Source organism: Flaviflexus sp., assembly GCF_052087705.1.
Lineage (GTDB): Bacteria > Actinomycetota > Actinomycetes > Actinomycetales > Actinomycetaceae > Flaviflexus > Flaviflexus ciconiae.
The window spans coordinates 26,980-46,658 of sequence record NZ_JBQCYC010000020.1 but is presented as its reverse complement, the minus strand read 5'-3'; the positions used below and the strand labels follow the sequence as shown (position 1 = coordinate 46,658).

The following is a 19,679-nucleotide window of genomic DNA, read 5'->3' as shown; positions in this document are numbered from 1 at the left end:
CAAAAAAACAATCAAAAAACGACACACTATTGAGATTCAAAACAAGCAACCCACACCCGGACAAACACTTGGTATCTGGCCGAAAGGGGCGTCTCACAAGCTTACTCTCAGCGGATTTCTCCGTCAAGATCTGTGTTGGAGATAACTCCGGCACTTCGCTTGACTTTGGGGCGCGTTCCACCCAGGAAGTTTTTCCTGATTGGTTTTCCGCATCCCCGCGGCGAGATATAACTTTACGGATCCGACACCGATAGGTCAATTCCGTTGACGGTGAGGCGCGCCACCTTGCCACTTTTCGTTGAGATGGCGCGCTTTCACCAATTCTCTTGGCTAGGAAATCCTGCCTACCGCCAAATTCTTCTTGCCCTTGCGGACGAGAATGATTCCTCCCGGGAGAACCTGATCATCGGTGATGGCGGCCTCCGGATCTTCCACCTTGACGGAGTTGATGGAGAGGCCGCCGGCTGTAATGGTGCGGCGGGCCGCGCCCTTCCCCTTTTCAAGACCGAGTGCTTCCACAAGATCCACCACCGACATGCCAACTTCAGCCGGCGCGGAGACGAGTTCGGCGACAGCATCCTGCAGGGTGTCACCGTCGAGGCCCGAGGGATCAACCTTGCCGAAGAGCGCAGCCGAAGCTTCCTTTACACGGTCCGTTGCTTCCGCGCCGTGAACGAAGGTTGTGACCTCGTCAGCGAGGCGGCGCTGGCCGAGGCGGAGGTACGGCTTCTCGAGGGACTCGGCAACGATCTGGTCGATCTCTTCGAGTGGGATGAAGGTGAAAACCTTGAGGAGGCGCTCAATATCGGCATCGGCCTGGTTGAGCCAGAACTGGTAGAAGGCGTACGGGCTCATCATGGTCGGGTCGAGCCAGATGGCTCCGCCCTCTGTCTTGCCAAACTTCGTGCCGTCGGACTTGGTGATGATCGGGGTGGTCATGACGTGCACGGCTGCTCCCTCAGCCTTGTGGATAAGGTCCATGCCGCCAACGAGGTTGCCCCACTGGTCGTTGCCACCGGTTTGGAGGATGCAGCCGTACCTGCGGTACAGCTCGAGAAAGTCGTTTGCCTGCAGGATCTGGTAGGAGAACTCCGTGTACGAGATTCCTTCGTCGGATGTCAGGCGACGAGCAACGGTGTCCTTGGCGATCATCGTGCCGAGACGGAAGTACCTGCCAATGTTGCGGAGCAGGTCGATGGCCGTGATTTCGGACGTCCAGTCGTAGTTGTTGACGATCCGCGCAGCGTTTTCACCTTCAAAGCTGAGGAATCCGGACAGCTGGTTGGCCAGCTTCTGGGTCCACTCCGCTACCTGTTCTTCAGGGTTGAGGGTGCGTTCCCCTGAATCGCGGGGGTCACCGATCATGCCGGTGGCGCCTCCCACGAGAACGAGGGGGTTGTGGCCGGCGTTCTGCAGGTGCCTCATGAGGATGGCCTGGACGAGGTGGCCGTGGTGCAGTGATGCTGCCGTCGGATCGAATCCGCAGTAATAGGTAATCGGTCCCTCGTCCAGCGTCGCACGCAATGCTTCGATGTCCGTGTGCTGAGCAATCAGGCCGCGGGCCTGGAGCTCGTCGAGAATGTGGGACACGTTAGTTACCTTTCCTGTCGAACTATGGTCAGTCACAGTATGCCACGGCACGCCGCCGCCACTTCACTCGCTATCGCCGGTCTCATCGAACAGAATCGACCACACTGTCTCTGCTTCTATGTCGGGAACCCGAGTGCCGGATTGTCTGGGTGTCCAGAGAACATGTGGCGCTACGGTGCGCAGTTCATCCAGGGTCACCGGATCTTCAAGGTCGATGACCTCTCTCATCTCTATATCCACATAGCCGGTTTCAACGGACCGTGCTTCCGGGTTCCAGCGCGGACCTAAGTAAATCTCTGACGTAATAATGCAGGCACCGACGAGTCCGCGCGGTTCCCGCCCCACTTTGACGATGAGGCCCCGGTCCCCCGGCACAATCCCCTGTCTTCTCATGCCCGTGTTCCACGTTGATGACGGAAACTTCCCTTCCGCGATGAGCGGCTCCCAGCGTTCCCAGTCCGGGTAGGGATCGTAGGCAAGCTCGGGATTAACAAGAAAGAGAAAAGTAGCCATCAGCGTGCCGGTTTCCCGGGACGGTAGGGGCTGACATGCCGGTCGCCTGGGATCCAGAACCGCCACGAGTATTCCTCGCTCCCACCTTCTCCGGAGACCCCGACCCGAGGACCCTGAGTCCACGGTGCGCGAACGGAAGGCACTTCCAGCTCGACACGGACGGGGTCCCCAGTCGGCGTTACCAGCGCGGTCTCTGCACCAAGAACGCCGGTCGCGCTTTCATCCACGTGGTTTTCACCCAATCCACTGCTCTGACCGTACCGGTCTACTGAACTGCGCTGCTGATGAACCGCAGTGCCATCGAAAGAGCCATCGATACCGAGAGCCTGGGCAAGCCGGGCTGGGCCGCGAGCAAGATCCCGGTCGGATTTAGCGGCGGGCCTGCGCTTTCGAGCTGCCTCGTGGTTTTCGACGACCTCACCGGCCCTTAGCAAGAGTCCGCCCGCTCGGCCTTCGGGCCAGCACACGAGGTTGGCGGACCAGTGCATGCCGTAAATGAAGTAGACGTACAGGTGTCCGGGAGGACCGAACATGGAAGCATTCCGTCTCGTCTTCCCGCGGTAAGCATGGGAGCCGGGATCCTGCTCTCCCCTGTATGCCTCGACTTCTACGATCCGGATAGCAACATCGGTCCGAATAACTGCACCGAGCAGCTTCGGACCGAGGTCGCAGGGGTCACCGGAAAGATCAAGCACGCGGGGTGGTGAACTTCCTCAGACGAGCAAGCTCCGCACGAGCGTTCTCGCGCTGCTCGGCAACACGCTCGGGAGCGGTTCCGCCGATTCCGTTACGGGATGCAACCGAGCCTTCGACTGTCAGCACGGAACGAACCTCGGGCGTGAGCCGCTCATCGATCGAAGCGAAGTCCTCATCGGTCATGTCGGCAAGCTCGATGCCGCGCTCTTCGCAAAGCCTGACGCAGGAGCCCGAGATGTCGTGCGCGTCGCGGAAGGCGACGCCCTGCTTGACAAGCCACTCCGCAATGTCGGTGGCAAGGGAGAAGCCCTGGGGTGCCAGCTCAGCAATGCGCTCGTAGTGCAGTGTCATGGTGGCGATCATGCCGGTCATGGCCGGCAAAAGAGCATCGAGGGTATCAACCTGGTCGAAGATCGGTTCCTTGTCTTCCTGCAGGTCGCGGTCGTACGCGAGCGGAAGCGCCTTCAGGGTTGCAAGCAGGCCCGTGAGGTCACCGATCATGCGGCCCGACTTGCCGCGAGCAAGTTCGGCGACGTCTGGATTCTTCTTTTGCGGCATGATTGACGATCCGGTCGAGAAAGCATCGTCGAGGGTCACGAAGGAGAATTCCTTCGTGTTCCAGATGATGATCTCCTCGGAGATCCTTGACAGGTTGATTCCAATAAGGGCAAAGACAAAGGCATACTCGGCCGCAATGTCGCGGGAAGCCGTGCCGTCGATCGAGTTCTCGGTCACGCCATCGAAGCCGAGTTCTTCCGCAATCGCCTTCGAGTTCATCGAGAGCGTGTTACCGGCAAGGGCGCCGGAACCGTACGGAGAAACCGCGGCCCTGCGGTCAGCATCCTCCAAACGTGCCACGTCCCGTAGAAGCGGCCATGCGTGCGCCAGGAGATGGTGTGCGACGAGGACGGGCTGAGCGTGCTGCAGGTGGGTGCGTCCCGGCATGATCGCATCGCCGGACTTCTCAGCGAGGTCAATGAGTGCCTCGGCAAGGTCAAGAACCCTTCCGCCAATGCGGCGGGACTCGTCGCGCAGGTACATCCGGATAAAAGTGGCGATCTGGTCGTTACGGGAGCGACCCGCACGGAGCTTTCCACCGAGGTCGCCAGCGCGCTCAAGAAGGCCGCGCTCCAGTGCCGTGTGAACGTCTTCGTCACCGGGTGCTGCGACAAAGGCACCGGACAACACGTCGGCCTCGAGCTGCTCGAGTGCCTTGATCATGTCGACCAGCTCGGTCTTCGTCAGCAGGCCGGCGCGGTTCAGCTCTCGGGCGTGAGCCTTCGATCCTGCGACGTCGTACAGCGCGAGGCGCCAGTCGAAGTGCGTGGACTTGGAGAGATGTGCGAGTGCGTCGGCTGGGCCGCCTTCGAAGCGGCCTCCCCACAGGGCGAGCTGGTTATCGGTCATGGGACCATCTTGCCCCACATCGTTATCCCCGGCGCAAATTAAACCACCGTCGACCTTTTCTCTCTCCGTGGCACCAGCCTCTTTCCTGTGGTCGTTGCTTGGCATGATCAGGTCTAGAATTGGCGCATGACTGAGCATATGACTGGACGTCACTTCCTGAAGGAAGCCGATTTCACTCCGGCCGAGTGGGTCTCGTTTGTTGATCTTGCGGGTGAACTCAAGGCTGAACGCGCCGCCGGCCGGGAGCAACAGCGTCTTGCCGGTCAGGCCATTGCTCTCATTTTTGAGAAGACCTCCACAAGAACTCGTGCAGCCTTTGAGGTCGCTGCAGTTCATCAGGGCGCGGCCACGACGTACCTGGATACGTCCGCTTCCCAGATTGGTCACAAGGAGTCAATCGAGGACACCGCTCGGGTGCTTGGCCGCATGTACGACGCAATCGAATTCCGCGGGGATCGGCAGGCCGATGTGGAGCTGCTAGCCGAGTCCGCCGGTGTGCCCGTCTACAACGGGCTGACCGATGACTGGCATCCAACGCAGATGCTGGCAGATGCTCTGACGATTCGCGAGCACGTGAAGAAGCCTTTCTCAGATGTCATCTCCGCATACGTTGGCGACGCTCGGTTTAATACGGGACGGTCTTTCCTGATCTCCGCAGCAATGCTGGGCCAGGACGTGAGGATCATCGCGCCGTCGGGCTATGAACCGCCTGTGGATGTGGTGGAGCTGGCCGAAAGTTTTGCAAAGGACACGGGCGCTCGGATCACGATCACCGATTCCCTCAACGCCGTCGAAGGAGCCGATGCCATCTCCACCGACGTGTGGGTGTCGATGGGAGAGGCCAAAGAGGTGTGGTCGGAGAGAATTGGCGCGCTTCTTCCCTACCAGGTGAACGCCGAGCTCATGAAGAAGGCACCGGACGCGGTCTTCATGCATTGCCTGCCCGCCTTCCACGATCAGGAAACGGCCATTGGCCGCGAGGTCTACAAGGCATTCAATGTGACCGAGCTCGAGGTAACGGACGAGGTGTTCCGGTCCCCCGCTTCTGTTGTTTTTGATCAGGCCGAGAACCGGCTCCACACCATCAAGGCCGTCATGGTGTCGACTCTGTCGTGAGCAGTCCCCTGCGGGCGCTGGCCGCGCCAATCTACATTCCGTCGCTGATCTATTCGATCGGAAACGGGGCCCTTCAACCTGTCATTGTCCTTGCGGCGCTCGACATCGGGTTCGGGGAGGCCGGATCGTCAGCTGTTCTTGGCGTGGCCGGCGTCATCGGGGTGTTCACCGCTCCGCTGCTTGGCAAGTTCATCACCCGCGTTGGCGACAGGCGTTCACTCATCATCGCGAGCCTTCTGGCCCTCGCAGCACTAGCAGTATCGACCACGGCACTGTTCTTTCCGGGCACATTCTTCGCAAAGGCCGCTTTCCTTCTCGGCATCGCCATTATCGCCATCTCACTCAACGTGTGGACGCTGGCACGCCAGGCCTATATTGCCGACGCCTTGCCGGGGATATGGCGGGGGCGCGGGCTCTCGACCCTGGGCGGAATGCTCAGGCTCGGCGTACTTGTCGGCCCGCTGATCTCGACTGCTCTTATCGCACTGTGGGGCCTGGAATCCGTGTTCGTCATGAATGCCGTCACGGTCGCAATCTCCCTCGCGCTCATCGTTCGCTACCTCGTTCCCCTGCCCAAACCCGCAGAAGCATCTCAAGGTGAAGATGGCTCGGCTCCCGCCGCCGACGCAGATCAGGGTGAGCCCAGTTCAGCTCAATCCGGGACAGCTAAGATTGCTCGGACTGAGGCCAAGGAATCGGCAGGCGCTGGTGGAACAAGCCACAAACGGTATCTGCCCACAGACGCACATCCCGGCGGTGTTCCCCGACCTGATCTGAAAGCCACGGTCATTGCCGGCATCGGCATCACCTCGCTGACAATTTTGCGAGCCAACAAGAACGTCATCATTCCCCTCTGGGGAACTGCCCTGGGGCTCGATAATGAGCTCATCACTCTGGCTTTCGCGGTCTCCGCCCTGATCGACACTGTCCTCTTCTATCCGGCAGGAAAACTTGCTGACAGGAAGGGCAGGCTCTGGGCTCTCATGCCGTCGCTGACCATCATGTCTGCCGCCATCATCCTCATGGTGTCGTGGGGAACCGTTCCCGGATTCTTTATTGGGGCGGCTCTCCTCGGATTTGGTAACGGCTTCGGCTCCGGAATCCTCATGACCCTCGGTGCCGACCTTTCGCCGTCGACCAAGCGGGCAACGTTCCTCGGGTACTGGCAGGCAATAGCTAACTCGGGAAGCGCGACCGGACCCTTCGTCGTTTCAGGGCTCACCGCCGCCCTTGGGATCTCAGCGGGACTCTGGGCAACGGCGGGCCTCGGCCTGTTCGGTGCCGTCTGGTTCCGTCTCCTCCTACCCAAGACCTATGCCCGGCTCGGGTTGAATCTGCATGGCATGCCCATACAGTCGCGGGACTTCGACCGTTAGCCACTTCTGCTCGACGGTTAGCCCATTCAGATCGACGGATAGCCGATTCTGGCAGAGCCCGGATAACGGCAGCCGGTTTCAGAACGGGCAGATGCATAGAACTCGCGCTCTACACGTATTTGCTTGTGAGTCGCAAAACGATACATCCGAGGAAGTGTCTCAGCTACCGACGCGGATACTCATCGAGCGCGCAATGAACACGTTGGCGATTCTGAACGAACGCAACGGATTCCTACTCCAAAGGTATCGCCTTGCCGACTCGTCCATGATGTAGAAATCTGGACATTGCGACTGTGGCGGGGCCTACACTTGCGTCATGAGTAATGAGGATTTCCCTGACGGTATTGATATCAAGCCCCGCTCCCGGGACGTAACCGATGGACTGGAGAAAACCGCAGCCCGCGGCATGCTCCGAGCTGTTGGCATGGGTGATGACGACTGGGTGAAACCTCAGATCGGCATTGCCTCCTCCTGGAACGAGATCACGCCGTGCAACATGACACTGTCAAAGCTGGCGGGCTTCGCAAAGGAAGGCGTGCACCAGGGTGGCGGCTTTCCCCTCGAGTTCGGAACGATCTCCGTTTCCGACGGCATCTCCATGGGTCACGAGGGCATGCACTACTCCCTCGTTTCCCGCGAAGTCATTACCGACTCCGTTGAGACCGTCATGTCGGCCGAGCGCCTCGATGGATCTGTTCTCCTAGCCGGTTGTGACAAGTCAATCCCCGGCATGCTCATGGCAGCAGCCCGCCTCGATCTTTCTTCGGTATTCTTGTACAACGGTTCGATCATGCCGGGCACGGCAAAGTTCGAGGATGGTACGGAGAAGGAAGTCACCCTGATTGACGCCTTCGAAGCGGTCGGTGCGTGCCGTGCAGGCAAGATGTCCGAGAAGGACGTTGACGCTATCGAACGCGCCGTGTGTCCGGGCGAGGGCGCCTGCGGCGGCATGTACACAGCAAACACCATGGCATCCGCCGCCGAGGCCATGGGCATGTCCCTTCCCGGCTCGGCCGCTCCGCCCGCTATTCACCGGAACCGTTCGCTGTTTGCACGCGAGTCCGGCAACGCCGTTGTTGGCCTGCTGCGCCGCGGTATCACCGCACGCGACATCATCACCCGCGAATCTCTCCTCAACGCCATCGCAGTTGTCATGGCTTTCGGTGGCTCCACGAACGCGGTTCTTCACCTCATGGCTATCGCCCACGAAGCAGAGGTTGAGTTGACTCTCGATGACTTCAATATGATGGCGGACAGGGTGCCCCACCTCGGTAACCTGAAGCCATTTGGCGAATACGTCATGAATGACGTATTCAAGGTCGGTGGCGTCCCGGTCGTTATGAAGGCGCTTCTCGACAACGGCATGCTCAACGGTGACTGCATAACGGTCACCGGTAAGACCGTCGCCGAGAATCTGTCCAACGTGAACCCGCCGGATCCCGATGGCAAGATCCTGCGCGAGATGAAGAACCCGATCCACGCAACGGGTGGCCTCGCAATCCTCAAGGGCTCCCTGGCTCCCGAGGGCGCTGTCGTGAAGACCGCTGGCTTCGACGCCGAAGTCTTCGACGGCACCGCACGCGTCTTCAACCAGGAGCAGCCGGCGATGGACGCTGTTCTCGCGGGTGAACTAAAGCCTGGCGACGTGGTCATCATCCGCTACGAGGGTCCCAAGGGCGGTCCCGGCATGAGGGAAATGCTTGCCATCACCGGTGCTATCAAGGGCGCTGGTATTGGCAAGGATGTCCTCCTCATTACCGACGGGCGCTTCTCCGGCGGCTCCACCGGCCTCTGCATCGGACACGTTGCCCCGGAGGCTGTTGACGGCGGGCCAATCTCACTCGTAAAGGACGGCGACCGTATCACGGTTAACATCCCGAAACGCACCATTGACCTCCATGTCGATGACGCAGAGCTCGAAGATCGCCGCAAGCATCTCTCCCATCCCGAGAATCACCGCCTGCACGGCGTGCTCGGCAAGTATGCGAAGCTCGTCCAGTCCGCTTCCATTGGAGCGGTCTGCTACTAGGTGTACCTCGCGAGGGGCTCAACTATTTCCACGAGCCCGCGCTAGTTATGTGGGGTGACTGCTCGTCAGCAGCCACCCCACACGTCTATCTCGGCTCGGTTCATAGGTCTCCGCCAGGCAGGTCCATCACCAGCCGGTGGACAAGTCCACGCCCGTCCACTAGCCCGGCCAGACCCAGTCCGGACCATCACGGTGCGCAACAGGGCGGTGTAGCATGCCGGACACGTAGCTGATGACCAGTTCGTCGCTTTCCGAGGCACCATCAACCAGTCGCGGGCTCGACAGTTGAACCTCGCCATCGTAGATCAAGGTCCATCCCTGCTCCACGCGAGGCTGCCAGATCATGACAACGTTAGGATTCTCCTTCACGGCACGGACAATAGAACCGTAGACACCGGTGATTCGGGCGGTGCCGGCACTATCGAAGACAGGATCGACCGTTAGGATTCGGATCCCGGTGTCGGCGGTGTGGGTAAGAAGGGTTCCACTGGAATAGGCCTGCGTGACCCGTGCAAACCGGGAAGCCTCAACGGGGATGGACATACGCGCTCCTTTTGGAATCAACTTTACCCGCCGGGATCGACATTACCGACAGGAACGGCGCCATATTCTGATCCGGTCCCGGACTCAGTTCGGTAACGTCATTATTATTCATCGCACGGGATGCTAGCGTGAACCCAAGAGCATCGCCGGAACGGGTGACCATGTCACCTCCCGCGAGAGCGGGTTGTCGGATCTTATCCTTTTGAACATGATCAGGTAGCCGGTCGGCGGTGTATCCACCGACCCTTGAGGAGGTCTGTCATGATCATCCGCCCGATTATCCACACCGCCCACCCGAACGCGTGGAAAGACTTCATGCTCGCCTGCGGTGCTGTGCCAATTGTCGAAGGTGATTCATGGTCGGTTTACGGGCTTGGTCGGGGACGCCTCGGGGTCGAACTTGCAGATCACGAACCTCCCGGTTCAGTCTCGCTGAGCTTGGAGTCCGAACGGCTCGACAAGGTGGGCAGTCCTTACGTCAGGGTGGCTCAGCCCGGCGACCACCCGGATCTCACCGTCTTGGGCTACGACCTCCCCGAACTCCTTATCCACAACCTCGAATATGAACCGGTGCGGGGCGGAAAGCTCTTGGCCACTCCCCTGCTCCTGACGACAAAGGTCAAGGACAACATCCCCGTCTTTGAATCACTCGGCATGGAAGTTCGAATGATCAGCGACTCGGAGAACTACGCGGAAGTAGAAGGAGACGGAACCATAGCTTTGCACGTTCGTGACGAGAACGAGGCTCCGCGAATCGATCTGTCTTTCGGACATCCCGACCTTGACGAGCTGGCCGAGCACGTGAGGGTAGCAGGTTTCAACCCCTACATTGTTACAGAGGACTACGGCAGATCGCTCCGCGTGCCGGTGGGCGATGAACAGGCCTGGGTCAACGAGACTCCCGCTGACCACGAGGACCACGTAGCAACAACCATGTAGGCACCATCATTCCAGGCATAGCTGTTGCTCGCGTCAGCGATAAAATCTGCCCGAGCACCGATTTACAGCCTCAGGTTGGAGGCCGTGTCAAGACCGTCACCTATCCAGCAGGCCAATACGGCGCATATTCAGATGAGATCGCCACCGGTGCAGAGTCCCTTGTTCGCGCTCAATAAGTGACTGTCCATGCCGCGGCAGTGACACGACTAATCTGGCAGGCTTTCTTCATGGATATCCCGACAGTGGACCGGGCCGCAACGTCTGACAACGCGTAGACCGCGCGCATTCCCAAGACCGGCAATATTCTGATTCCCATACCGGGTCACGATCAGAAATCGTGATCTGACTTCCTTCCAGTCGGTTATACTCCCCGAGGCGATCCCAGGTATTCACAGGATTTCGTACTCCACCTGATTCTGTCTACCACCAGACTTTACTGTTCTCTCTCGCGGTGGCGTGGACACAAGGAAAGCAACTTTTCGGGGGACCCGGTAGTCTTTGCGCAACTCGGTGGCTGAGATGCGCAACTACGTCGGTTTAGCACTTCGAGGCTCAAATCGAGGGACAGTCCGCTGACCCGAAGGGCACGTTTACAACAATCCCTCTGCCCAACTACTGCCCCTTAGCCTTCTCTCTACGGACACGGATGTAACGCGTATTCACCGATCAATTACCCTCCGCGCAACCTCAGTCAGACATTCAGCGTGCAAAAAATGATGATTCTTTCACTTCTGTGCCGATTCATACATCTCTCCACGAAGTTCCAGGAATTAACGCCATGGATGACACATTTCCGCTTTAGTAAGGCCTAGGATTAGAGATACGTCCAGAACTAATCGAATTGAAGAAATATTCTCAGAATCTTACATTTCCACTTTGACACATAGAAGCACCTATTATTACAACTTTGCATCATTCATTGACCATCAACTTTAAAACAGTTATCGTCGTGTGAAATGTAGGTCACATTAAACGTAGGACAAAGGAGTGTGAGTTGGTTGCAATACCTATTAAGTGGACATCGAGCCCGCACTAGGGCCCTACTGATATTTATAGTTGCGACGGCATTTTTTGTTTTCGGCGGAGTAAGTTCGGCTCAAACTTCACACTACTTTTATGCCTACAACACCCCGACGGACGAGTTGCAGTCTCGATCGTCGGGGATCCGTCCTGAAATTTCGGGTGGAAGGGTCGAAGTAGAGCCATTCTCCGCAGACGGGTTTGGTACTGCGGTCTATATTGAATTGAAACCTATATCTCCTACCCCGGGTACCAGTTTGTAGGATCGGGCGAGGGTGGACAGTGGGCAAACATGTCCCACAAGAGGGCCACAAGTGCTACCCAGTATTGCTTTTGGAACTTACCCTGGGCAAGCGGAAATAACGGAAGCCTCAAGCTGACCTGCAATACAACCCATTAACCCACAACATCGAAGGGAACACCATGTTTAATCTACGGATCGCGGCCTCAATGGCAGCCTGTTCGGCGCTTGTGTTCGCGGGTGTTGCAGGATCAGTTTCCGCGTCTAACGACTCAACCATGACACCCGAGAATTTGCTCCCCATGTTTCAGAGTGCCGCCAGTACGAATGATGCCTTCCCAGCAGAGGTCAAGCCTGAGGAGCTAGGGATTGCGGCGCAGGCTGAATCAAGAAGTCTCGGGAGTGATTCTGTCGCACGTTACTGGGTGACGCTCTCTGAAAGGTCTCAAGTTTGCCTTGTTATGTACATTCCTGGCGGCTACGAAGTCGCAGGATCAACGTGTGGAACTCTTACTGACTTCAATCAAAAGGGATTAAAGCTGAAGCTCAGAAGTAATATTGACGGCAATATTGTTTCACGCGTCGCTTATCTCTTTCCCTCGGATGTTGAGTTGACCTCACTGACAGCCGATAGCCGAGGAACCGAGTCCGAGAATTTCGTAGCGCTCACTCCTGAGCAAAATGCAGATTTGACTCCACGCGACTTGGCAAGGTCCGGTCATTCTGACTTTGTTTTCTACCCGATTGGGGAATAAGCATTGTTGGCAAAGTCAGGTCGTCCGATCAGAATTCTTCATCGTAGCCTTTGGCTTCCAGTATTTGTCGTGACGGTGCTTGTCGCTGCTGTGTTCGCATCCGTTGCGTACGCTCAGAGCAACACATACACGTACGCAAATAATCTCAGCACACAGATTGGACAGGAGCGTTTTTCGGGAGAACTAGCAACGCTATCTGGCGGGTCGGTCAACGTGATTTTAGCAATGGGGCATCAGACAATCACAAGCTATTTTTCACATCCCGGATACACAGAAATAGCTTCCCAAACTGCTGATACTTCCTTGGTGAATACCTTGTACCACGCGAGAACTCCAACCGCTCACAGCAAGTGCCGTTTTAACGTCCCCAATGTGTCAGGAGGAACCGCCCCCTTGACGTGCAAAGCCTTCTTGTAAGAACCAACCATCCACATTTGAAAGAACCATTATGGCATTGAGACTTGCCCTTAGAATTCTTGCAGGCCTCGCTGTTGCGTTTGTTGGAAGCTCTCTCATCGGCCTCCTTGAACTTCAGCGTATCGCCACAGAGAGTGGTGCTGTTTTCGACCTCAATAACATGCTGACCGCGATCACTGAACCAGAAACTCCCGTGATTCAGATGATGGGCCTAGCCGCGTGCGGTGCAATAATTTTGCTCTTCATCACCTGGGATATCCGCGGTTCACTACGAGAAGGATCTGGCGCCGGCACCATTGCACTCATCGTGGTCCTCGTCGGTATCATCGCCTACTTCGGAATCACAGCGGATTACATCGAAGAAATGAGTCGTCCACCTTTCCCCGGTCTAGAGGGTTGGCTCTATAAGGCCGCCTACCATCCTCTCGTCCACACTGCCATCATCTACGGAATACTTGCACCCCTGGTGGTTCGACAGCGCGGGAACAAGTTTCCAGAACCCGTTAACCCCACGACACCCGAGCAGTCCTGACCTCGACGTCCCAAAGATGTAGCGGTATGAGAATGCCAGCAGGAGGAGCCGCAAAACGTGATCCGACTATTCCATTCATATACGGCATCAAACCTTCATGACACGATGAAGGCAATGATAACTGCAGGTGCAATCGGCCAAAATCCATTCTGAGCATCGCAATTATTAGGGCGAATCTCTTGCACCATGGCTTTTCGTTACGTGAAAAGTACGGGCCGGACAACAGCCAGATCGCACCCGGGAGCACCTCTCCCCACGATTCTCAGGCTATGTGGATAGGAGTAGCACCCTTCATTGGGTGAGTCCTGGACAGTATGATCTGTCCAGGACTCACACGTGTGTATCTGACTCATTCACGCCGGTCAGTGCTCGCTCAGAGCACGATGCATCCAAAGCGCGATTCCATCGTCTCGGCCCATCGGGAATCAGACCTCGGGGCCTGCTCTCAGGTCGACGCTCATTAGCTGAGGACGGACTCTCCAAGATCCTCGCCGTTACCGAAGGAAACATCGCGGGCTGCTGCGAGCCTGCTCGGCAGGCCGGTGATCTCGATGAAGCCACGGGCCGATGCCTGGTCGAACGTATCGCCAGCATCGTAGGTTGCGAGGTTGAAGTCGTATAGGGACGTGTCGGAACGGCGACCGGTCACGGTGGCGCGGCCACCGTGCAGGGTCATGCGGATGTCGCCGGAGACGTATTCCTGCGTGGACTCGATGAAGGCGTCAAGCGACTTCTTGAGCGGAGAGAACCACTGGCCCTCGTAAACGATGTTGGTCCACTGGTCAGCAACGGTCCGCTTAAAGCGCGCCTGCTCACGGTCCAGCGTGACGTTCTCAAGCTCGCGGTGTGCCTCAATGAGAGTCATCGCGCCGGGAGCTTCATAAATCTCACGCGACTTAATGCCAACCATGCGGTCCTCGACGATGTCGATACGGCCGATGCCCTGGGCGCCAGCACGCCTGTTGAGTATCTGGATCGCTTCAAGCGGAGTGACTTTCTGTCCGTCGATGGCGACGGGGATGCCCTTGTCGAACGAGATGATGACCTCGTCGGGAAGCGGCGGATATGTCGGGTCGTCCGTGTACTGGTAGACGTCCTTCGTGGGCGCGTTCCAGATGTCCTCAAGGAAACCGGTCTCAATGGCGCGGCCCCAGACGTTCTGGTCAATCGAGAACGGGTTGTTTTTCGTCGTCTCGATCGGCAAATCGTGCTTGTTTGCGTACTCGATAGCGAATTCGCGGGTAAGGGCAAGGTCGCGGACCGGCGACAGGCACTTAAGGTCCGGGCCGAGCGAGGTAATGCCAACCTCGAAACGGACCTGGTCGTTGCCCTTGCCGGTGCAGCCGTGGGCAACGGTGGAGGCACCGAAGCGGCGGGCCGCGGTCACGAGGTGCTTGACGATGGTGGGACGCGAGATCGCGGAAACCAGCGGGTAGGCATCCATGTAGAGGCCGTTGGCAGCAAGTGCCGGCATGCAGTATTCGTTGGCGAATTCATCGCGTGCGTCTGCAATGTAGGCCTCGACGGCGCCGCAGTCGATTGCTCGCTGGCGGATAACTTCAAGATCCTCTCCGCCCTGGCCGACGTCGACCGAGACGGTAACAACCTCGGCTCCTGTCTGCTCCGCAATCCATCCGATTGCGACGGAGGTGTCAAGCCCGCCCGAATAGGCTAGGACGACGCGATCCTTCTGTTCGCTCATGCGTTTTTCTCTTTCTCTGATGGTCTTTGTTCAGCAATGTTTAGTAGATAGGTGGCAAGCGACTGTGCGCGCTCACCAGAGTTGGTGATAAGCAGGACGGTGTCGTCGCCGGCAATGCAGCCGAGGACACCGTCAATGACAGCCCGGTCGACCGACGCAGCAAGGATCTGCGCCGCACCGGGCGGGGTTCGCAAGACCACTTGGTTAAAGGCAACCTGGGCGGTGAGCAACAGGTCCCGGCACCAGCGTTCGAGGTAGTCGCGGGCCGCGATTGTCGCGTCGGGAACATCATCGGGATTGGGCAGGACGTAGCCTTGGCGACCACCCGGGAAACGCACCTTCGTTGCCCGCAGATCATCCAGGTCGCGGGAGAGCGTTGCCTGCGTGACAACGATGCCGCGTTCGAGTAGTTCCAGCCGGAGTGCTTCCTGGCTGGCGATCTGGTTGCTGGAAATAATCTCGGTGATCACCGAGTGGCGTGCGGCGCGAGTCGTTGGGGTAGTCTTCACACTCATCCTCTCAACTGGACAAGGTCGTTAATGAAGGGAACCAGATCGTCGCGGGTGATGATCAGCGGGGGTGCGAGACGGAGCGTGTTCTCGTTCGTCGCGTTAACGATGTAGCCTCTCTCCCTCAGCTCGCCAACCAGGCCGGGAGCATCCTCGACCTCGATTCCAAGTAGCAGGCCCGCACCCCGCACGGCGAAACCCTTGGACTGAAGCTCAGCGATCAGCCACTCCCCCGTTTCCGACACGTGGTCAAGGAGCGTCTCAATCTTGTTAAGCACCGCGAGCGAGGCTGCAGCCACAACGGGGTTGCCACCAAAGGTGGAGCCGTGACTGCCGGGGGTGAAGAGATTCTCGGCCGGACCGGTTGCGATGATCGCGCCGATCGGCATGCCACCACCGAGGCCCTTGGCTAGTGTCACGACATCGGCCTGGACGGTTCCGGTGTGGGCGAACCACCTGCCGGTGCGTCCCACGCCCGTCTGGATCTCGTCGAGAACGAGCAGCGCACCAATCTCGTCGGCCTTGGCCCGCGCGGCCTTGAGGAATTCCGGGTCGAGGGGAACAACGCCACGCTCACCCTGGATGGGTTCGAGGAAGATGGCCGCAACGTCGTCGCCCAGCTCATCCAGTGCCGTAACGCTCGGCTCAATAAAGTCGCACCCCGGTGTCTGGCCGAAGGGCTCGCGGATCGCGGGCTTGTGGGTGATCGAGAGCGCACCGAGGGTTCTGCCATGGAAGGCGCCTTCAAGGGCAATGATCTTGCCGCCGGGCTTGTGAAGCATCGCGAGCTTCATCGCGCCCTCGTTGGCTTCCGTGCCGGAGTTGCAAAGGAAGACGCGTCCGCGCCTACCGCCCTCGGATTCGAGCAGGTCTACGAGCTTTTGAGCAAGGTTGATTTGTGCGGGGGTCGTGAAGAAGTTCGAGACATGCGCGAGCTTGCTCGCCTGCTCAACGATTGCCTTCGTCATCGTGTCGTCGGCGTAACCGAGTGCGTTGACGGCAATGCCGGCAAGGAGATCGAGGTATTTCTTCCCGTTCGCATCCCACACGTGCACGCCTTCGCCGCGCTCGAGGACGAGCGAGGGCGAGCCGAACGCGTTGACGTAGACGGATTCATATGCGGAGACTGTCATTTTTCATCCTTCGTGACGCGAGTTCCAACTCCCGCATCGGTGAATATCTCGAGAAGCATCGAGTGGGCCATGCGGCCGTCGATAATGTGGGCAGCTTGGACGCCGGCGTCGATGGCGTGGAGCGCCGCCTCCATCTTTGGTTTCATGCCGGCATCAAGTTTCGGCAGGAGCTCGGCCAGCTCGGATGCATTGATCTCGGAGACCAGCGAGTCCTTGTTCGGCCAGTCAAGGTAGAGGCCCTCAACGTCGGTCAACATCAGGAGCTTGTTCGCGCCAAGTGCGGAGGCGATGGCGGCGGCGGCAGTATCAGCGTTGACGTTGAGGATCCCGTCGCCCTCGATATCCATGGCAATCGTGGAGACAACGGGTATGCGTCCGTTGTCGATGAGGTCGTGCAGGCTGGCGGGGTTCACTTCGTGAACGTCGCCCACCTGGCCGAGGTCAACCTTCTGACCATCAATGTCGATGTACCGTTTACGGCCCTTCAAAAGCCCCGCGTCCTCACCCGACATGCCGACCGCGTACGGCGCATCCTGGTTGATGAGCGAAACAAGTTCGCGCTGCACCTGACCAGCGAGGACCATGCGGACAACTTCCATGGCTTCCGGCGTGGTCACGCGCAGTCCGCCTCGGAACTCCGACTCGATCCCGAGCCGTTTCAGCATGGAGTTGATCTGGGGGCCGCCGCCGTGAACGACGACGGGCTTGAGGCCAACGTGGTGGAAAAACATGATGTCGTGAACGAAGGCCTGCTTGAGCTCGTCGTTCACCATGGCGTTGCCGCCGTACTTGACGACGATGGTCTGGCCAGCGAACTCACGGATCCACGGGAGGGCCTGGACGAGAACCTCGGCCTTATCCTGGGCTGCGCGCAGCCTCTGCAGTAATGAGCTCATGTCGTGTACGCCGAATTCTCCGTGACGTAGTCGTACGTCAGGTCGTTGGTAAGAACAGTTGCCGACTCGGTTCCAGAACCAAGCCGAAGCTCAATGTCGACAAGGCGATCGGACTGCATGTCGACCTCGTCGCGCCTGCCAGTATCAACACCGTTTTCACAGACAGCGACGCCGTTAATAAGAACGGCGAGATCTGCGGGCTCAAAGGGAGCAACCGACTCGGGAACGGTTCCCGCTGCCGAGATGATCCGGCCCCAGTTCGGGTCGTTTCCAAAGATTGCGCACTTGAATAGGTTCGACTGCGCGATAGCCCGAGCAACCGCAAGAGCTCCCACTTCGGAGGCTGCGTTGGTCACCCGCACGGCAACATCGTGGCTCGCTCCCTCGGCGTCACCAATCATTTGCCGGGCAAGATCCTGGCAGACCCTACGGACCCCGTCAGCAAAGTCTTGAGCATCGGGAGTGACCCCCGAAGCGCCGCTGGCAAGCAGCAGGACCGTGTCGTTGGTCGACATACAGCCATCAACGTCGATCCGGTTAAACGTCTTATCGCTCGACGAGGCAAGCGCCTCATGAGCAGTCTCGGCATCGATCACGGCATCGGTTGTGATCACGCACAGCATGGTTGCCATGCCGGGGGCGATCATGCCGGCGCCCTTTGCCATGCCACCGATCCGGTAACCACCGGCCTCAAAGGTTGCTTCCTTGGGGCGAGTATCAGTTGTCATGATTGCGCGAGCAGCATCGTGGCCACCGGAAGTCGACATTGCACCGGCGGCCACATCGACACCCGCCACAAGCGGTTCCGCGGAAAGCTTCGTACCAATGACACCGGTCGAGCAGACACCAACCTCAGACGCATCGATCGAGAGGACCTTGGCAACCTGCTGGGCGGTGGCTTCCGTGACCGCCATACCGCCCGGGGTTGCGACGTTGGCGTTGCCCGAGTTGAGAACAACGGCTCTCATCTTCCCGTCTGAGACAACGTCCTTGGTCCACACGACCGGCCAGGCAACAATACGGTTGGTCGTGAAGACACCGGCGGCAACATCGAGCGGCCCGACGTTGACCACAAGAGCAAGGTCTGCCTTACCGGACTCCTTGAGCCCGGCAGTCACACCGGAGGCCCTAAAGCCCTTTGGATAGGTGATCATGGTACGACTCCAATCGTGGTCAGGCCGGTCTCCTCGGGAATGCCGAGAGAAAGGTTGAGGGACTGGATGGCGGCGCCCGCGGTTCCCTTGACCAGGTTGTCGAGTGCGCAGATGGCGGTGAGTCGCTCCTCGTCACGATCGAGAACAGCGTGGACAAGCGCCGTGTTGGCGCCCGTTGTCATCGCCGTTGTTGGGACGGAGTCCATGAACTGAACGAACGGCTCACCATCGTAAGCCGAACGGTATGCGTCCTGAACGTCAGACTGCGTCGTTCCCGAAGCAACGGGAATCGAAACGGTGGCGAGAATGCCGCGCGAGACGGGAGCGAGAACGGGCGTGAACGACAGTTTGTCGAGCGTCCCGCCGGCGTGCCGGAGGTTCTGCATGATCTCGGGGATGTGACGGTGGGTGCCACCCACGCCATAGGGCGCAAGGCTACCGAGCGCCTCGGAGGCAATGAGGTGGGGCTTCGGCGCCTTACCGGCACCCGAGTAGCCAACGGCAAGCACGGCAACAATGCCTTCGCCGCCGGCAATGCCTGCGCTCACGGCGGGCTGGGCAGCAAAGGTTACCGACGAGGCGTTGCAGCCGGGCGAGGCAATAAGCTTTGCATCGGCAAGGAGTTCCCGCTGGGTCGTCCCATTGCGAATCAGTTCGGGCATGGCGTAAGCCCACGGCTCTGCCATCTCTCCCCCGTAGTAAGCCGCCCAGTCGGCCTCGTTTTCGAGACGGTGGTCAGCACCGAGATCAATGATCCGAATATCGGGGTTGATCGCGAGAATCTCGGCAGAGATCGCAGCCGACGCGCCGTGCGGAAGCCCAAGAATCACAACATCGGAATCGGCCAGGGACTGCGCCTCGATAGCAACGAGCTGCCGGTCAGCAATGGATCGCAGGTGCGGATGAACCCCACCGATAGGCCCCCGGGAAGAATGGGCGGCGAGCGTCCCAATCTCCAGCTCGGGGTGCGACACGAGGAGGCGGAGCGCCTCTCCCCCTGCATAGCCGGATGCGCCGGCGACAGATACCCTAGTCATGTGCATAAGTATACGCACTCTTGTATCTCGATCAACTTGCGAAGTTGTGAGCCAGGCAACGTTGCCGTAACGCA

The 19,679-nt window shown here is 58.8% G+C and carries 17 protein-coding genes; 6 read left to right on the top strand and 11 right to left on the bottom strand.

Annotated elements, in window-relative coordinates:
• Positions 1–330 precede the first annotated feature (330 nt).
• The 4 genes from tyrS to argH all read right to left on the bottom strand — a co-directional run bounded on the left by tyrS (position 331) and on the right by argH (position 4,206).
• Positions 331–1,590 (bottom strand): tyrosine--tRNA ligase, encoded by a 1,260-nt coding sequence (gene tyrS, locus ACTHUY_RS09780; RefSeq protein ID WP_441655132.1) that lies wholly within the window; start codon positions 1,588–1,590, stop codon positions 331–333.
• Positions 1,591–1,653: 63 nt separating this feature from the next.
• Positions 1,654–2,103 (bottom strand): hypothetical protein, encoded by a 450-nt coding sequence (locus ACTHUY_RS09775; protein WP_441655131.1) that lies wholly within the window; start codon positions 2,101–2,103, stop codon positions 1,654–1,656.
• Positions 2,103–2,798 carry a DNA-3-methyladenine glycosylase gene (locus ACTHUY_RS09770; RefSeq protein ID WP_441655130.1) on the bottom strand — a complete coding sequence of 232 codons (696 nt, stop codon included), beginning with the start codon at positions 2,796–2,798 and terminating at the stop codon, positions 2,103–2,105. Before ACTHUY_RS09770 ends, ACTHUY_RS09775 begins: the two co-directional genes overlap by 1 nt.
• Positions 2,791–4,206 (bottom strand): argininosuccinate lyase, encoded by a 1,416-nt coding sequence (gene argH, locus ACTHUY_RS09765; RefSeq protein WP_441655129.1) that lies wholly within the window; start codon positions 4,204–4,206, stop codon positions 2,791–2,793. The genes ACTHUY_RS09770 and argH overlap by 8 nt, the downstream gene beginning before the upstream one ends.
• A gap of 126 nt (positions 4,207–4,332) precedes the next feature.
• Between argH and argF the strand changes: the two genes are divergently transcribed.
• The 3 genes from argF to ilvD all read left to right on the top strand — a co-directional run bounded on the left by argF (position 4,333) and on the right by ilvD (position 8,727).
• On the top strand, positions 4,333–5,322 hold the full coding sequence (gene argF / locus ACTHUY_RS09760) for an ornithine carbamoyltransferase (RefSeq protein ID WP_441655128.1): 990 nt from the start codon (positions 4,333–4,335) through the stop codon (positions 5,320–5,322).
• Positions 5,319–6,698, top strand: a complete 1,380-nt coding sequence (locus ACTHUY_RS09755; RefSeq protein WP_441655127.1) for an MFS transporter — start codon at positions 5,319–5,321, stop codon at positions 6,696–6,698. Before argF ends, ACTHUY_RS09755 begins: the two co-directional genes overlap by 4 nt.
• 316 nt (positions 6,699–7,014) lie before the next feature.
• A complete protein-coding gene (ilvD, locus tag ACTHUY_RS09750) occupies positions 7,015–8,727 on the top strand; it encodes a dihydroxy-acid dehydratase (protein ID WP_441655126.1) in 1,713 nt (570 codons plus the stop codon).
• Positions 8,728–8,886: 159 nt separating this feature from the next.
• Here the strand turns inward: ilvD and ACTHUY_RS09745 are convergent, their stop codons facing one another.
• Positions 8,887–9,270, bottom strand: a complete 384-nt coding sequence (locus ACTHUY_RS09745) for a hypothetical protein (protein WP_126703458.1) — start codon at positions 9,268–9,270, stop codon at positions 8,887–8,889.
• 261 nt (positions 9,271–9,531) lie between these two features.
• Here ACTHUY_RS09745 and ACTHUY_RS09740 point away from each other — a divergent pair, with 261 nt between their 5' ends.
• From ACTHUY_RS09740 to ACTHUY_RS09730, 3 genes are all read left to right on the top strand, one after another.
• On the top strand, positions 9,532–10,209 hold the full coding sequence (locus ACTHUY_RS09740; protein WP_441655125.1) for a hypothetical protein: 678 nt from the start codon (positions 9,532–9,534) through the stop codon (positions 10,207–10,209).
• A gap of 1,539 nt (positions 10,210–11,748) precedes the next feature.
• A complete protein-coding gene (locus ACTHUY_RS09735) occupies positions 11,749–12,225 on the top strand; it encodes a hypothetical protein (protein ID WP_441655124.1) in 477 nt (158 codons plus the stop codon).
• Between the two features lie 448 nt (positions 12,226–12,673).
• Positions 12,674–13,174 (top strand): hypothetical protein, encoded by a 501-nt coding sequence (locus ACTHUY_RS09730; RefSeq protein ID WP_126703461.1) that lies wholly within the window; start codon positions 12,674–12,676, stop codon positions 13,172–13,174.
• Positions 13,175–13,634: 460 nt separating this feature from the next.
• Here the strand turns inward: ACTHUY_RS09730 and ACTHUY_RS09725 are convergent, their stop codons facing one another.
• From ACTHUY_RS09725 to argC, 6 genes are read right to left on the bottom strand one after another with little or no spacing between them, the layout of a single operon-like run.
• Entirely contained in the window at positions 13,635–14,876 is a 1,242-nt protein-coding gene (locus ACTHUY_RS09725) for an argininosuccinate synthase (RefSeq protein ID WP_441655122.1), read from the bottom strand.
• Positions 14,873–15,391, bottom strand: coding sequence for an arginine repressor (locus ACTHUY_RS09720; protein ID WP_441655121.1), 519 nt, complete (start codon positions 15,389–15,391; stop codon positions 14,873–14,875). Before ACTHUY_RS09720 ends, ACTHUY_RS09725 begins: the two co-directional genes overlap by 4 nt.
• Entirely contained in the window at positions 15,388–16,518 is a 1,131-nt protein-coding gene (locus tag ACTHUY_RS09715) for an acetylornithine transaminase (protein WP_441655120.1), read from the bottom strand. The genes ACTHUY_RS09720 and ACTHUY_RS09715 overlap by 4 nt, the downstream gene beginning before the upstream one ends.
• A complete protein-coding gene (gene argB / locus ACTHUY_RS09710; protein WP_441655119.1) occupies positions 16,515–17,414 on the bottom strand; it encodes an acetylglutamate kinase in 900 nt (299 codons plus the stop codon). The genes ACTHUY_RS09715 and argB overlap by 4 nt, the downstream gene beginning before the upstream one ends.
• Entirely contained in the window at positions 17,411–18,568 is a 1,158-nt protein-coding gene (gene argJ / locus ACTHUY_RS09705) for a bifunctional glutamate N-acetyltransferase/amino-acid acetyltransferase ArgJ (RefSeq protein WP_441655118.1), read from the bottom strand. Before argJ ends, argB begins: the two co-directional genes overlap by 4 nt.
• Positions 18,565–19,605: an N-acetyl-gamma-glutamyl-phosphate reductase gene (gene argC, locus ACTHUY_RS09700; protein WP_441655117.1), complete on the bottom strand. Its 1,041-nt coding sequence runs from the start codon at positions 19,603–19,605 to the stop codon at positions 18,565–18,567. The genes argJ and argC overlap by 4 nt, the downstream gene beginning before the upstream one ends.
• Positions 19,606–19,679 lie beyond the last annotated feature (74 nt).

Excerpts from the sequence above, each read along its gene's own strand:
- argC (WP_441655117.1), bottom strand. The coding sequence starts at position 19,605 with ATGACTAGGGTATCTGTCGCCGGCGCATCCGGCTATGCAGGGGGAGAG.
- ACTHUY_RS09745 (WP_126703458.1), bottom strand. The coding sequence starts at position 9,270 with ATGTCCATCCCCGTTGAGGCTTCCCGGTTTGCACGGGTCACGCAGGCC.
- argB (WP_441655119.1), bottom strand. The coding sequence starts at position 17,414 with ATGAGCTCATTACTGCAGAGGCTGCGCGCAGCCCAGGATAAGGCCGAG.
- ACTHUY_RS09740 (WP_441655125.1), top strand. The coding sequence starts at position 9,532 with ATGATCATCCGCCCGATTATCCACACCGCCCACCCGAACGCGTGGAAA.
- argJ (WP_441655118.1), bottom strand. The coding sequence starts at position 18,568 with ATGATCACCTATCCAAAGGGCTTTAGGGCCTCCGGTGTGACTGCCGGG.
- ACTHUY_RS09730 (WP_126703461.1), top strand. The coding sequence starts at position 12,674 with ATGGCATTGAGACTTGCCCTTAGAATTCTTGCAGGCCTCGCTGTTGCG.
- ACTHUY_RS09715 (WP_441655120.1), bottom strand. The coding sequence starts at position 16,518 with ATGACAGTCTCCGCATATGAATCCGTCTACGTCAACGCGTTCGGCTCG.
- argF (WP_441655128.1), top strand. The coding sequence starts at position 4,333 with ATGACTGAGCATATGACTGGACGTCACTTCCTGAAGGAAGCCGATTTC.
- ACTHUY_RS09735 (WP_441655124.1), top strand. The coding sequence starts at position 11,749 with ATGACACCCGAGAATTTGCTCCCCATGTTTCAGAGTGCCGCCAGTACG.
- ACTHUY_RS09775 (WP_441655131.1), bottom strand. The coding sequence starts at position 2,103 with ATGGCTACTTTTCTCTTTCTTGTTAATCCCGAGCTTGCCTACGATCCC.
- ilvD (WP_441655126.1), top strand. The coding sequence starts at position 7,015 with ATGAGTAATGAGGATTTCCCTGACGGTATTGATATCAAGCCCCGCTCC.
- ACTHUY_RS09725 (WP_441655122.1), bottom strand. The coding sequence starts at position 14,876 with ATGAGCGAACAGAAGGATCGCGTCGTCCTAGCCTATTCGGGCGGGCTT.
- argH (WP_441655129.1), bottom strand. The coding sequence starts at position 4,206 with ATGACCGATAACCAGCTCGCCCTGTGGGGAGGCCGCTTCGAAGGCGGC.
- ACTHUY_RS09720 (WP_441655121.1), bottom strand. The coding sequence starts at position 15,391 with ATGAGTGTGAAGACTACCCCAACGACTCGCGCCGCACGCCACTCGGTG.